This window comes from Xanthomonas rydalmerensis (genome assembly GCF_033170385.1).
Lineage (GTDB): Bacteria > Pseudomonadota > Gammaproteobacteria > Xanthomonadales > Xanthomonadaceae > Xanthomonas_A > Xanthomonas_A rydalmerensis.
This window is the reverse complement of sequence record NZ_CP126170.1, coordinates 1,771,725-1,785,185: the sequence shown is the minus strand read 5'-3', so window position 1 is coordinate 1,785,185 and position 13,461 is coordinate 1,771,725. Positions and strand designations below refer to the sequence as shown.

Below are 13,461 nucleotides of genomic sequence, written 5' to 3'. Positions count from 1 at the left end.
GGCGCCGCGTCCCCCTATAGGTACTTCCCGCGCATGACCGATCTCGCCCGCCCCGCCTTCCATGGCTTCGAACAGCTGCCGCTGCGCGAATACGCCGAACGCGCCTACCTCGACTACTCCATGTACGTGGTGCTGGACCGCGCCCTGCCCTTCCTCGGCGACGGGCTCAAGCCGGTGCAGCGGCGCATCATCTATGCGATGAGCGAGCTGGGCCTGAACGCGACGGCCAAGCCGAAGAAGTCCGCACGCACCGTCGGCGACGTGATCGGCAAGTACCACCCGCACGGCGACAGCGCCTGCTACGAAGCGCTGGTGCTGATGGCCCAGCCGTTCTCCTACCGCTACCCGCTGATCGAGGGCCAGGGCAACTTCGGCTCCACCGACGACCCGAAGTCATTCGCGGCGATGCGCTATACCGAGTCCAAGCTGACCCCGATCGCCGAAGTGCTGCTGGGCGAACTGGGCCAGGGCACGGTGGACTGGTCGCCGAACTTCGACGGCACCATGGACGAGCCGACCTGGATGCCGGCGCGGCTGCCGCACCTGCTGCTCAACGGCACCACCGGCATCGCCGTGGGTATGGCCACCGACGTGCCGCCGCACAACCTCAACGAGATCGTCAGCGCGCTGATCCGCCTGCTCGACGACCCCGACGCCAGCGTCGCCGACCTGTGCGAACACGTGCGCGGCCCGGACTACCCGACCACCGCCGAGATCATCACCCCGGCCGCCGACCTGCGCACCCTCTACGAGACCGGCCATGGCAGCGTGCGCGCCCGCGCCACCTACCAGAAGGAAAACGCCAACATCGTGGTCACGGCGCTGCCCTACCAGGTGTCGCCGTCCAAGGTGATCGAGCAGATCGCGCAGCAGATGCGCGCCAAGAAGCTGCCGTGGCTGGAAGACATCCGCGACGAGTCCGACCACGCCAACCCGGTGCGGGTGGTGCTGGTGCCGCGCTCCAACCGGGTCGATGCCGACCAGTTGATGGGCCACCTGTTCGCCACCACCGACCTGGAGCGCAGCTACCGGGTCAACCTCAACGTGATCGGCCTGGACGGCCGTCCGCAGGTCAAGAACCTCAAGACCCTGCTGGAGGAATGGCTGCGCTTCCGCAGCGACACCGTGGTGCGCCGCCTCAACCATCGGCTGGAGAAGGTCGAGCGCCGCCTGCACCTGTTGGAAGGCCTGCTGACCGCGTTCCTCAACCTGGACGAAGTGATCCGCATCATCCGCAGCGAGGACGAGCCGAAGCCGGCGCTGATCGCGCGCTTCGCGCTCAGCGAGGAACAGGCCGACTACATCCTGGAGACGCGCCTGCGCCAGCTGGCGCGGCTGGAAGAGATGAAGATCCGCGGCGAGCAGGACGCGCTGGCCAAGGAACGCGAGCAGTTGCAGGCGGTGCTGGCCAGCAAGACCAAGCTGAAGAAGCTGATCAAGGACGAACTGATGGCCGACGCCAAGAAGTTCGGCGACGCGCGGCGCTCGCCGCTGGTGCAGCGTGGCGCGGCCCAGGCCATCGACGAGACCGAACTGGTGCCGAGCGAGCCGATGACGGTGGTGATGTCGGAGAAGGGCTGGATCCGTGCGGCCAAGGGCCACGACGTGGACCCGGCGGCGCTGTCCTACCGCGACGGCGACGGCCTGCTGGCCGCGGTGCGCGGGCGCAGCACGCAGCAGGTGGCATTCCTGGATTCGGAAGGCCGCGCCTATTCGACCCTGGTGCATACCCTGCCCTCGGCGCGTGGCAACGGCGAACCGCTGACCGGACGCTTCTCGCCCGCGGCCGGCGCGTCGTTCCAGGCGCTGGCGAGCGGCGAGAGCGATTCCCGCCTGGTGCTGGTGTCCTCGCACGGCTACGGCTTCGTCACCCGCTTCGAGAACCTGACCAGCCGCAACAAGGCCGGCAAGGCCATGCTCAACCTGACCCCGAACGCCAAGGTGCTGCCGCCGGCACCGGTGAGCGGCGCCGGCACCGACCGCATCGTCGCGGTCACCAGCGCCGGCCACCTGCTGGCCTTTCCGGTCGCCGACCTGCCCGAGCTGGACAAGGGCAAGGGCAACAAGATCATCGACATCCCCAAGGCCAAGCTCAGCACCGAACGGGTGGTGGCGATCGCCGCGGTGGCGCCGGGCAACACGCTGCTGGTGAAGAGCGGCCAGCGCACCATGTCGCTGTCGTTCAAGGACCTGGACGCCTACCTCGGCGCCCGCGCCAGCCGCGGCGGGCTGCTGCCGCGCGGCTGGCAGAAGGTCGACGATCTGGCGGTGGAGTAAGCGCGGCTTCGCTGGACGAACGTCCAGAGCCGGCATGGCAATCATCTCAACGAAGGACCGCAACGATGAACGAGAACGTGATCAATGCCGACAATGACGCTTCCTTGATGGCCAGGGTGGAGCGGCTGGAGCAACAACTCCAGGCCAAGGATCAACGCCTGCGCCGTGCCGTGACCGTCAACCGGGTGCTGCTGTTCGGCGTCGCCGCCCTGGTAGTCGCCAGTGCCGGTGCCATCACCAGCGTCGGCGAACAACTGAGCCAGTACATGGATTTCTCCAGCACGCCGGTGTCCACGCCGGCGCTGGACACCTCGGTGCGCTGGGGCCGGCGCGATGCGTCCAATGTCGGCCCGGGCTACACCAACGAGATCCTGTCGCTGATCTCCGAGTCCGACCAACAGAACTCCTATAGTTGGCCGCTCTACATCCAGCTCAATGCGACCACCCATCCCAGCGCGACCCAGGACAGTTCGCAGAGCGTGGGCGCCACGGTCCGCGCGTTCCAGCGCAGCACCGGTTCGCCGTGGCTGGCGGGTTTCCACAGCGAACTGTTCCACGGCTACGACGGGATCGCGGGACAAAACGTCGCAACGCACGGCACCAGCATCCTGTTCAACGGCGAACTGACCTCCTACACCAACGGCGGTTCCACGATCGGCCTCAATCTGTTGAACACGCCTGGCTCGAGCGTTGCCGGCACGCATGCGATCCAGATCCAGCCAGGCACGCACGGCTGGCAGAACGGCATTCACTTCGACAGCGGCGCGCTAGGCAATGTCGGCATCAACTTCGACCAGTCCACCTACAACATGGGCATCGACCTTGGCGACAACAGTCTGAGAATGAATGCCAATCAGCGCATCATCCTCGAGAAGTACGGCAGCGTGTATCTGCGCTACAACAGTGCGAACGAAAAGGTGGAACTGGTCAAGAAGGGCAGCGTCGTCGCTTCCTGGTGAGGCATTGAGCGGGTCGACACTGTCCGCGTCGGCCAGCAGGTCCGTTTTTATCGTAGGAGCAACTTCAGCCGCGATGGCTCAGCGTGTCGCGGCTGAAGCCGCGTTTCACTGATTCACACCGATGTAAGCGCCGCGTGTAAGCGCCGCGTCCGTCCGCGTCGCCTGGGCTGCACCATACGCGGTCGCCAGTGCGCGAATGCGCACGGCCACATCGGCATCGACCGGCGTGTAGACGATCATGCCCAGGTCCGGCCGGCCCTCCACGGCGAAGGCCGAGTACTCCAGCGCGATCTCGCCGAGCAGCGGATGCCTGAGACGCTTTTCGCCATCGCCCTCGCCGTGGCTCAGCACCTCGTGGTCGTGCCACAAGGCCGCGAACTCGGCGCTGAGCGCGCACAGTTCGGTCACCAGGGCTGCCGCGTCCGACGCGACGCCAGCACGCACCACGTCGGCACGAAACGCACCCACCACGAAGCGTGCCACCCTGCCCCAATCGTGCTGCTTGGCACGGGTGGCGGGATGACAGAACAGGAAGCGCAGGATGTTGCGCTCGCCGACCGGCAGTTGGCCGTAGTCGGTTAGCACCACGGCCGCCGCGCGATTCCAGGCCACCACGTCCCAGGTCGGCGTCTTGACGATGGCCGGACTCGTTTCCAGCGCATCGAGCACGCGCTGCAGCCGCGGGTCGACGCCCGTCACCGCGCGGTAGCGCACCTCAGGCTGGCGCCCCAGCGCGACCATGAACAGGTGGTCGCGTTCGGCCTCGGTCAGCAGCAGCGCGCCGGCGATGCGCTCCAGCACCTGCGCCGACGGCGCGCCCCCGCGCCCCTGTTCGAGCCAGGTGTACCAGGTCGGGCTGATGTTGGCGCGCTGCGCGACTTCCTCGCGGCGCAGGCCCGGCGTGCGCCGACGACCGGAGAAGCCGAAGCTCGCGGGGTCGAGCCGGGTCCGCCGGCTGCGCAGGAAGTCGCCCAGGGAATTGGCTGGATCGGAATTCATGGCAAGCCTGTTAATCGTTTTACTACGATGATGTCCCTACTTTAACGGGATAAGCGAATACCGGAGAGTCGCTCGCACTGACCCAATGGAGTTCACGATGCGTATCTTTCTGACAGGCGCGACTGGTTTCATCGGCTCGGCCCTGGTTCCCGAACTGCTCCAGGCCGGCCATCGCGTGCTCGGCATGACCCGATCGGAGGCCGGCGCGCAGGCGCTGCGCGCGGCCGGCGCCGAGGTCCACCACGGCACGCTCGAGGATCCGGACAGCCTGGAGCGTGGTGCCGCCCAGGTCGATGCCGTGATCCATGCGGCGTTCGACCATGATTTCAGCAACTTCGCCGCCAACTGCGAGAAGGACAAACGCGCGATCGCGGCGCTCGGCGCGGCGCTGAAGGGCTCCGATCGCCCGCTGTTGATCACCTCGGGAACGGGCGTGGGCAGCGGCGAACACGGTGCGCCGGCCAGCGAGGACGTGTTCAACGCCACGCACCCGAATCCGCGCATCGCCTCCGAGCAGGCCGGCAACGCCTTGCTCGAGGCCGGCGTCAATGTCTCGGTGATGCGGCTGCCGCAGGTCCATACCCCGTACCGGCAAGGGCTGATCACGCCGCTGGTGGCGATCGCGCGCGACAAGGGCGTGGTCGCCTATGTCGGCGACGGCAGCAACCGCTGGCCAGCCGGCCATCTGTCCGACGCGGTGCAGCTGTATCGTCTTGCGATCGAGAAGGCGCAGCCCGGCGCGCGCTATCACGCGGTCGGCGAGGAAGGCGTGCGCATGCGCGAGATCGCCGAGGCGCTCGGGCGCGGCCTGAAGCTGCCGGTGGTGTCGATCGCGCCGGGCGAGGCGGCCGCGCATTTCGGCTGGATGGCGATGTTCGTGCAACTCGACATGCCGGCCTCGAGCGCGCTGACGCAGGCCAGGCTCGGCTGGACGCCGACCGGCCCCACGCTGATCGCGGATCTCGACGAAGGCACGTTCGCCGCCGCGCCCTGATCGCGGCCGCAGCGGCATGCGTACCAAGTGCAGGCGCCGCGCCTTGTGCGCTGACGCCTCGCCTGCTGGCGGCCGTGTGGCGACGCGTGGTTCGCGACGTCGTCGGCTGCCGCGCCTTGCGGTTCGGTTCCCTGGCCGCGTGCGCCAAGCAGGAGCCCATATCAGGAACCGCAGCCGCGGCTCACCCAGCCGATGCTCCATCGCGCAGCTGCTCGATATGGCTGGCGATCATCGCCGCCACGGTGTCGGCCACCGCGCGGGCGCTAAGGCGCGTGTCGAACAACAGTTCCACGGTGGCGTAGATCAGGTCGACCACGATGCGGCTGACCAGTCGCAACTGGCGCGGATCGGCGTCGGGAAAGGCCTCGCTGAGGAAGCGCACCTGGCCCTTGGTCACCTGCGCATGCGAATCCAGGCGCACCTGCTGCAACGCCGGCACCGCGCGCAGGGCGCGCAGCACCCACACCCCGCCCTCGGTCGCCTTGGTGACGCGGTAGGTATCCAGCACCAATCCGGCCAGCGCACGCTGCAGGTCCTCGCGCGTGCCGCTCATCGCCGACAGGGTGATCCACTTGGGGATGAGCTGGTTCTGCCGCTCCATCAGCCTCCGGCCCAGTTCCGACAGCAGCGCGTACTTGTTGGGGAAATAGCGGTACAACGCCGGCGGCGTCAGCCCGGCACGCGCGCACACCAGGTTGGTGGACAGCCGCTCCACGCCGACGTCGCCGAGCAGTTGCGCGGTGACCGAAAGGATCTGTTCGTAGGTCTCGGTGGCGCGATGCTGGGCCGGCACCTTGTTCCCGGTCAGGCGCGGGCGGTGCGGTGCGGAGGGACGCGGCGTGTCGGCGGGCATGGGATCTCGATGGTGGTGAAGCGGCAGGCGCCGCGGTGGCGGCACTACGCCAGCCTCACGGCACGCATCGCCGCGGCAATGGGCGCGCGGACTGCGCCGCGACGTCGTTGCACGCGCCGACATCGCATCTTACCGCGCCCGTACCTGACACACCGGCAGCAATGCTCAGCGCCGCGCCAGCCACGCGCTGAGTCCGGCCGCCAAGCGCTGCTGCAACGTGGTGTACGGAGGAAAGAACGCCTTGACGATCGGCAGGCGGCCGCCCTGCAGCAGCGCGCGTTCGTGCGAGAAGGCGCGGAACCCGTGCACGCCGTGCGCGCTGCCGAACCCCGAGGCGCCAACGCCGCCGAACGGCAAACCGCTGTGCACGAACTGCTGCAGGCAATGGTTGACGACCGCGCTGCCGGAACTGGTACGCGCCAGCACCCGCGCGATGCCGGCGCGGTCGCGGCTCCACAGATACAGCGCCAGCGGCTTGGGCGCGGCGTCGAGGCGGTCGAGCACGTCGTCGAGACGTTCGAACTCGATCACCGGCAACACCGGACCGAAGATCTCTTCCTGCGCGATCCGTGCCTGCGCTGGCACCTGCGCCAGCAGCGTCGGCGCCACGTAGCGCCGCCCCGCGTCGTGCTCGCCACCGGCCAGCAGCTGCGCGCCGCCGGCGCGCGCCTCGTCGATCAGCGCGGCCACGCGCGCCGCATGCGCCGGGTGGATCATGCGCGCCAGGTGCGGACTGGCGGCGACCGCCTGCGCATCGGCGCCGTAGCGCTGCGCCAGCAGGGCGCGACAGTGGTCGAGCAGGCGCGCGCTGACGTCGCGATGCACGAACAAGGTATCCGGCGCGATGCAGGTCTGCCCGGCGTTGACCAGCTTGGCCCAGACGATCACCTCGGCGGCACGGCGCAGGTCGGCGCTGCGGTCGACGATCACCGGCGACTTGCCGCCCAGCTCCAGCGTCACCGGCGTCAACTGCCGCGCTGCCGCGGCCATCACCTGCCGGCCGACCGATGCCGAGCCGGTGAAGAACACATGGTCGAACGGACACGCCAGCAAGGCCTGCGCGGTCGCCGCGCCGCCCTGCACCAGGGCCACATCCTCCGGCGCGAACGCTTCCTCCAGCACCGCCTGCAGCACCGCATTGACCTGCGGGGTGAACTCGGAGGGCTTGATCAACGCCGTGTTGCCGGCGGCCAGCGCCGACACCAGCGGCCCCAGCACGGTGGCCACCGGGTAGTTCCAGGGCCCGATGATCAGGCAGCGGCCCTTGGGCTGGAACGCGATGCGCGCACGCGTGCCCAGGGCCAGCAGGGTCGGCGCGACCTTGCGCGGACGCATCCAGCGCGGCAGCTGCGCGATGGCGGTGGCGATCTCGTCGACCACCGGCAACACCTCGGTCAATTCGACTTCCAGCGCGGGCTTGGCGAAATCGGCGGCGAAGGCCGCGATCAGCGCCTGCCGCCGCGCCAGCAACGCATCGCGCAGCGCACGCAGACGTGCGCGCCGCGCGCTCGCCGAGGAGCCGCGCCAGGCCAGCGCGGTGGCCTGCTGCGCGGCGAACAGCGCCGCGATCGTCTCCGGCGCGGTGTCCTGCACGGGCTCAGGCGACATCGCCACGCTCCTGCTTGTCGGACATCGGCCATCGCCCTGTGCGTGGCAGCACACTGCCCTGCACCACGCGCGGCCTGCCGGCGCGCGTCGCGATGGCGACCAGCGCGCTCACACGGCCACCATCACCGCGCATGCGATCCAGCCTCCACGACCGCCAGGCGATGTTGCCGCCGGCCGATCCACAGCGCCAGCAGCGCCGCGGCCAGCGCAAATCCCAGGCCGACCAGCGGCACCGGCGCCGGATCGTCGGCGTGCAGCAGCAGCGAGGCCAGCAACGGCCCGCAGGCCGATCCGATCAACTGCGCGGCCGGCACCAGCACCGCCACCCGCCCCTGCGCATCGGCGCGCAGCGCCAGACCCACATGGAACGGCATCAGGAACATCCAGGCGAAGCCGAACGCCACGCACACGGCGGCAAAGCCCAGCGCCGCATTGCCGGGAACCCGGTACATCGCCGCGGCGACCAGGCACAGCGCCACGCTGCCCAGGGTCAGGGTCGCCGTCACCGACAACCGTCGCACCCAGTAGATCGCCGCCAGCCCGCCGACGATCTGCATGCCCAACACCCACGAGGTCTGCAGCTGCGCCGCGTGCGCATCCAGCCCCGCGCGCAGCGCCAGCGGCTCCAGATAGGCCCACAGCGCGCCGATCGCCGACATCTGCAGGAAGGCGACCAACAACGGCGCCAGCGTCGCCGGCGACCAGCGCAGCCTGGCGGTGGCGGTCGCCGCGCAGTGGGCAGTGGCTGCGGGGGCCAGGCGCGCCGGCGCCGGCAGCGCCGCCGCCAGCGGCAGCACCAGCAGGCAGGTCGCGGCCATCGCGACGAAACCGCCCTTCCAGCCGGCCGCCGGCAACACCCACAGCGCCAGCGCCGACGCCAGCGCGATCTGCGCCAGCGCCTGCAGCACCATGAACACCGCGGTGATCCGGTCCGGCGTGGCCGCGCGCACGATGCTCACCGTGGCCACCCAGACCAGCAGACCCTCGGCCAGGCCCGCGATGGCGCGCAGCGCGACGAAGGCCGCATCGCCCTGCGCCTGCAAAGTGGCCAGGTTCAGCAGCGCCGCCAGCAGCGCCGCCACGATGGCCGTGTTGCGCTGCCAGGACACCGGCAGTAACGCATCGCCCAGCGCCACCCCGATGCCCAGCGCGATGATCTCGCCCATCGCCACCACGCCCACCCCGGGCAGGGTGATCAGGTGCTGTTCGACCAGCGCGCCGAGCACGATCGGCTGCACGCCGAGGATCAGCAGGGCGATGGCGCCGATCGACAAGGCCGCGGCGAGCGGACGCGCCGCCTGCGCGGCGGCGGGCGGAATGGACGATGGCGAGGGCATGGCAGTCATCGCAGCGATTCCTCAATACCCCGTGGTTTCGGCCGGCAGTTCGCCTGCGGCAAAGGCCGCGGCGGCACGCGTCTGGTCCTTGCGCAAGCGCCCGTTGGCGATGCGCCGCACCCACCATGGCAGTTCCCGCACCTGCCCGCCGGTGGCCGCGGCAAGCACATAGGCCTTGGCGCACTTTTCGAACAGTTCCACGTTCAGCGCCAGCCGCTGCGCACTGGTCCCCAGGCACAGCGGGCGCCCGCCCAGCAGCAGGGCGTTGCAGATCTGCGACGGCGCATCGGCCAAGGCGTCCGCGGCCGCCAGCGGCGCCGGCATCGGCCCGATGTGCCGGGCCTGCTCGTCGAACACCTGCGGCAGCACGCCGCCGACGTCGGCCAGGCGGTTGCCGAACGCGCCGGCCGACCAGGCGCTGGCCCCGATATCGGGACGCCGCAGGTAGACCTGCGCGTGCACCTGCGCCGACGCCGGCAGCGCCGGGTCGCGCCAGTCCAGCCACTGCGGCTGCTCCGCGTCGAGCGCGCCGCAGCACATCGCCGTGGTGCCTGGGCAGCGCAGCGAAAGCGCTGCTGCATCGTCGCCGAGCAGGCGCTTGGCCACGAGCCGCTCGCGTGTGTGCAGCCACAGCGCTTCGATTTGCGGGACGGTGGGCATGCGCTACACCAGCTTGAACACGTCGTCGAAGCGATTCAGCGCCTCGTCGACCACCGCGTCGGTATCGGCGCGGCTGGTGTAGATGCGGCTGCCGGCCAGGGTGATCAGCCCGTGTGCCGAGTACGCCGCGCCCATCTCCTCCATCATGTGCTTGCGCTCCTTGGCCTCGTTGCGCACGCGCCACAGCTTGTACAGGTTGCCGGTGTCCAGCAGCAACACGCCGGAGGTCTGCAGGTGCACGATCGAGCCCATGTTGTAGACCACGTACGGCAGGCCGAGACGGCGGATGATCGCCTCCAGGCCATGGCGCAGGCGATCGCCGGCACGGCCGGCCTGGCCGGCGGCGTCGCTGCGCTGCGCCTCCAGCAAGGCGTGGTAGCCGGCCACGCAGGACAGCGGATTGGCCGACAGCGTGCCGCCGACGAAGGCGCGTCGCGCGGTGGTGCCGATGCCGCCGACCAGGCTCATCATCACCTCGCGGCGGCCGCCGATCGCCCCGGCCATCGGATAGCCACCGGCCAGGCATTTGCCGAGCACGGTGATGTCCGGCAGCACCCCGAAGTAGCCCTGCGCACCGCCCGGGCCGAGCCGGAAGCCGGTGACCACTTCGTCGAAGATCAGCAGCGCGCCGAACTCGTCGCACAACTTGCGCACCTGCCGGTTGTAGTCGTGGTGCACCGGCCGCGTGCCGCTCTCCGGCCCCAGTGGCTCCAGCAGCACCGCCGCGGTGCCGCCGCGCAGGCGATTGACTTGCAGCTTGCGGCGCAATGCCTCCAGATCGTTGGGATGGCATTCCTGGGTGTAGGCGGTGGCGCCGCGCGGGATGCCGATCGCCTCCATGCGCCCGGTGCCCGGCAGGCGCATGCCGTACACCAGCTGATCGCTCCAGCCGTGGTAGGCGCCGCCGATCTTGATGATCCATTTCTTGCGGGTGTGGGTGCGGGCCAGGCGCACCGCGCCCATCACCGCCTCGGTGCCGGAGCCGAGCAGGCGCAGCATCTCCACCGCCGGCATGCTGGCGCAGACCAGTTCGGCCAGCTTGACCTCGTACTCGTGCAGCAGGCCGGTCACCGGGCCGCACTGGTCCAGCACCGCCTGCACGTGCTCGCGCAGTTCCGGCGGATTGGAGCCGAGCAGGGTCGGGCCACCGGCCTGCAGGAAGTCGATGTAGCGGTTGCCGTCCACGTCGGTCAGGTACGCGCCCTCGGCGCTGTGCATCGCCAGCGGGAACGGATGGTTGAACGCCAGGTTGTGCTGCACGCCGCCGGGGATCACCTGCTTGGCCGCCTCGCCCAGGCGCCTGGAGCCCTGGCAGCGCTCATCGAAATAGCGCATCACCTTGGCCATGCCGACGGCGCCGATCGGGCGCATCGGCTGGTTCACCAGTGCATGGAAACGCGCGTACAGCTGGTCCACATCGGGCCATTGCGAAATGGCGGGAGTCTGGCTCATGGTCGGTGCCGGGTTCGGGGGAACGGAAACGGAAAGGGCGTGCATGGATTCAGGCCTCCAGTGCGGTGAGGACGGCGCGCAACGGCGCAGCCATTCCGGCGTCGTGCAGCGCGCGGCGTTCGATGCGGCGTGCCAGGTGATCGCGCGCCACCTGCTCCAGCGCATCGACCGCCGCCACCGCCTGTTCCAGGCTGCGGCCGCAGCACAGCACGCCGTGGTTGCGCATCAGATAAGCGTTGCTCGACGGGCGCAGTTGCCGCGCCAGCAGCCAGGCCAGCAGCCCGGTGCCGGACGGGAAGTAGCCGACCATCGGCACGCGCGCGCCGATTACCGCCTGCAACGCGGTGTCCTCCACCGGCAGCGCCGCGCCGAGCAGCGCGCAGGCGCTGGCCACCGGCTGATGGGTGTGGATGCTGCAGGCCACGTCGGGCCGGCGGCGCAGCACCTGCGCATGCAGCCCGGTCTCCACCGACGGCGTGGCGGCACCGTCCAGTTGCCGCAGGTCGGCCAGGCGCACCACGCAGATGTCCTCGGCGCGCATCGCCAGGTAGTCGGTGGCCGACGGCGTCACCGCGAAGCGCTCGGCGTCCAGGCGCAGCGCGACGTTGCCGCCGGTGCCGGCCAGGTAGCCGCGCCGCGACAGCTCCACGCACAGCGCGACCACGCGCGCACGTTGTTCATGGGCAAACATGCTGGGGTACCTCCGGCACGCACTCGGGAGCGGGATTCATGCGCCGGTAGATCGGCGCCAGGGTGCGCTGCAATTCGCGGAACGTCGCATAGCGGTCGTCGTACAGCGCGCGGTTGCGCGGCGACGGCTCGTATACCCGGCGCGCGCGTTGCAGCGCCGGCAGGTCGGCGAAGCGCAGCCGGCCCAGGCCAACGCCGGCGATGAAGGTGGCGCCGATCGCATTGGCCTGGATCGGATTGTGCAGTTGCCGGATCGGCTGGCCGCCGACGTCGGCGATGATCTGGCACCACAGGTCCGACTGCGCGCCGCCGCCGACCGCGGCGATCACGCCGGGATCGCGCCCGAGCAGGCGCGCGAACGGCTCCATCATCCAGCGCGTGTTCAACGCCACCCCTTCCATGAAGGCGCGGATGATGTCCTCGCGGGTGTGCATCAGCGACAGGTTGACCAGCCCGGCGCGCAGGCTGTGGTCCTCCACCGGGGTGCGCTCGCCGAACAGCCACGGCATGTACACCAGGCCATTGGCCCCGGGCGGCACGCGCGCGGCGATGACGTTGAGCACTTCGTACACGTCCGGACGATCCTCGTCGCGGAGCAATTCGTCGGGATGGAACAGGATGCGGTCGCGCAGGAACGACAGGTTGGCGCCGGCGGTGGACTGCAGCGCGGTGGCCAGGTAGCGCCCGCTCACCGCGCACGGCACCGCGGCGATGTTGCTGAACACATCGGTCTTCATCCGCGGCACGTGCGCGCCCAGCCACGACGAAGTGCCCAGGTACAGATGCGCGGCATAGTCGTCGACCGCCGCGGCCACCGCCACCGCCGAGTTGTCGATGGCGCCGGCGATCACCCGGGTCTGCGGCGACAGCCCCAGTTGCGCGGCCACCTGCGGCAGCAGCGGCCCCAGCACCTCGGTGGAGGCCACCAGGTCCGGCAGCTTGTCGCGCTCGATGCCGAGCAGCCGCAGCAAGCCATCGTCGTAGCGGATGCGCATCGGGTCGCGGTTGTCGGTGACCCAGGTGGTCAGCACCGAATCGGCAGTGGCGCAGAAGCGCCCGGTCAGGCGCAGGTTGAGATAGTCCAGCGCGTTGAGGAACTTGTGCGTGCGCTGGTAGCGCTGCGGTTCGTGGTCGCGCAGATAGGCGATGTGGCCGGCGCAATCCTTGCCGCTGCCGGCCGGCGCGCCGCCGCTCAGGCGCAGCCAACGCAGCAGCTTCAGCGGCGCATAGCCGCGCACGTTGAGCCAGCGCCCGCGCAGGCGCCGCGCGATCGCCGCCTGCCCGCGCATGTCCAGCCACAGCATGGCGTTGCCCAGCGCCTGGCCGTCGTGGTCCACGCACACGGTGCACTCGCCCTGGGTCGAGCAGCACACCGCGGTCACCCGACGGCGCAGCGCCTCGCCCCCTTGCAGCACCGCCGCGGCGGTGACCAGCAGCGCGTTCCACCAGTCGCGCGGATCCTGCTCGGCACAGACCCCGTGCACGTGCAGCGGCACCGGTTCGAACGCCCAGGCGATCACCTGGCCGTCCAGCGTGACCAGCGCGCACTTGCAACCGGAGGTTCCCAGATCCACCGCCAGCACCAACGGCTGGTCGCCGCCACGGTCGGCATCGAGCAGTTCGCTGCGCATG

Annotated in this window: 11 protein-coding genes; 3 read left to right on the top strand and 8 right to left on the bottom strand. The window is 70.0% G+C overall.

Annotated features, from left to right (window positions below):
- Positions 1-33: 33 nt before the first annotated feature.
- Together parC and QN245_RS07350 are read left to right on the top strand one after the other, a co-directional pair.
- Positions 34-2,277: a DNA topoisomerase IV subunit A gene (gene parC / locus QN245_RS07355; RefSeq protein WP_317844958.1), complete on the top strand. Its 2,244-nt coding sequence runs from the start codon at positions 34-36 to the stop codon at positions 2,275-2,277.
- Positions 2,278-2,342: 65 nt separating this feature from the next.
- Positions 2,343-3,236, top strand: a complete 894-nt coding sequence (locus QN245_RS07350) for a hypothetical protein (protein WP_184446774.1) — start codon at positions 2,343-2,345, stop codon at positions 3,234-3,236.
- Between the two features lie 105 nt (positions 3,237-3,341).
- Here the strand turns inward: QN245_RS07350 and QN245_RS07345 are convergent, their stop codons facing one another.
- Complete coding sequence (locus QN245_RS07345) at positions 3,342-4,235, bottom strand: helix-turn-helix transcriptional regulator (protein WP_317844957.1); 894 nt, start codon at positions 4,233-4,235, stop codon at positions 3,342-3,344.
- A gap of 97 nt (positions 4,236-4,332) precedes the next feature.
- Between QN245_RS07345 and QN245_RS07340 the strand changes: the two genes are divergently transcribed.
- A complete protein-coding gene (locus tag QN245_RS07340; RefSeq protein WP_184446776.1) occupies positions 4,333-5,229 on the top strand; it encodes an SDR family oxidoreductase in 897 nt (298 codons plus the stop codon).
- Positions 5,230-5,410: 181 nt separating this feature from the next.
- On the opposite strand, the gene QN245_RS07335 is transcribed toward QN245_RS07340, so the two are convergent.
- The 7 genes from QN245_RS07335 to QN245_RS07305 form a co-directional block, all read right to left on the bottom strand.
- Positions 5,411-6,082: a TetR/AcrR family transcriptional regulator gene (locus QN245_RS07335; protein WP_317844956.1), complete on the bottom strand. Its 672-nt coding sequence runs from the start codon at positions 6,080-6,082 to the stop codon at positions 5,411-5,413.
- Positions 6,083-6,247: 165 nt separating this feature from the next.
- Positions 6,248-7,690 carry an aldehyde dehydrogenase family protein gene (locus QN245_RS07330; RefSeq protein ID WP_317844955.1) on the bottom strand — a complete coding sequence of 481 codons (1,443 nt, stop codon included), beginning with the start codon at positions 7,688-7,690 and terminating at the stop codon, positions 6,248-6,250.
- 122 nt (positions 7,691-7,812) lie between these two features.
- Positions 7,813-8,964, bottom strand: a complete 1,152-nt coding sequence (locus QN245_RS07325) for an MFS transporter (RefSeq protein WP_317845325.1) — start codon at positions 8,962-8,964, stop codon at positions 7,813-7,815.
- An 84-nt stretch (positions 8,965-9,048) separates the two neighbouring features.
- Entirely contained in the window at positions 9,049-9,687 is a 639-nt protein-coding gene (locus QN245_RS07320) for a hypothetical protein (protein WP_317844954.1), read from the bottom strand.
- 3 nt (positions 9,688-9,690) lie between these two features.
- The gene (locus tag QN245_RS07315) at positions 9,691-11,139 is read right to left on the bottom strand and encodes an aspartate aminotransferase family protein (RefSeq protein WP_317844953.1); all 1,449 of its coding nucleotides are present in this window, start codon (positions 11,137-11,139) and stop codon (positions 9,691-9,693) included.
- Positions 11,140-11,188: 49 nt separating this feature from the next.
- The gene (locus QN245_RS07310; RefSeq protein WP_317844952.1) at positions 11,189-11,830 is read right to left on the bottom strand and encodes a class II aldolase/adducin family protein; all 642 of its coding nucleotides are present in this window, start codon (positions 11,828-11,830) and stop codon (positions 11,189-11,191) included.
- Positions 11,817-13,460, bottom strand: coding sequence for a xylulokinase (locus QN245_RS07305; protein WP_184645844.1), 1,644 nt, complete (start codon positions 13,458-13,460; stop codon positions 11,817-11,819). The genes QN245_RS07310 and QN245_RS07305 overlap by 14 nt, the downstream gene beginning before the upstream one ends.
- Position 13,461: the final 1 nt, after the last annotated feature.

Coding starts and splice junctions, on each gene's coding strand:
- QN245_RS07315 (WP_317844953.1), bottom strand. CDS start 11,139: ATGAGCCAGACTCCCGCCATTTCGCAATGGCCCGATGTGGACCAGCTG.
- QN245_RS07330 (WP_317844955.1), bottom strand. CDS start 7,690: ATGTCGCCTGAGCCCGTGCAGGACACCGCGCCGGAGACGATCGCGGCG.
- QN245_RS07310 (WP_317844952.1), bottom strand. CDS start 11,830: ATGTTTGCCCATGAACAACGTGCGCGCGTGGTCGCGCTGTGCGTGGAG.
- QN245_RS07350 (WP_184446774.1), top strand. CDS start 2,343: ATGAACGAGAACGTGATCAATGCCGACAATGACGCTTCCTTGATGGCC.
- QN245_RS07335 (WP_317844956.1), bottom strand. CDS start 6,082: ATGCCCGCCGACACGCCGCGTCCCTCCGCACCGCACCGCCCGCGCCTG.
- QN245_RS07320 (WP_317844954.1), bottom strand. CDS start 9,687: ATGCCCACCGTCCCGCAAATCGAAGCGCTGTGGCTGCACACACGCGAG.
- QN245_RS07345 (WP_317844957.1), bottom strand. CDS start 4,235: ATGAATTCCGATCCAGCCAATTCCCTGGGCGACTTCCTGCGCAGCCGG.
- parC (WP_317844958.1), top strand. CDS start 34: ATGACCGATCTCGCCCGCCCCGCCTTCCATGGCTTCGAACAGCTGCCG.
- QN245_RS07340 (WP_184446776.1), top strand. CDS start 4,333: ATGCGTATCTTTCTGACAGGCGCGACTGGTTTCATCGGCTCGGCCCTG.
- QN245_RS07305 (WP_184645844.1), bottom strand. CDS start 13,460: ATGCGCAGCGAACTGCTCGATGCCGACCGTGGCGGCGACCAGCCGTTG.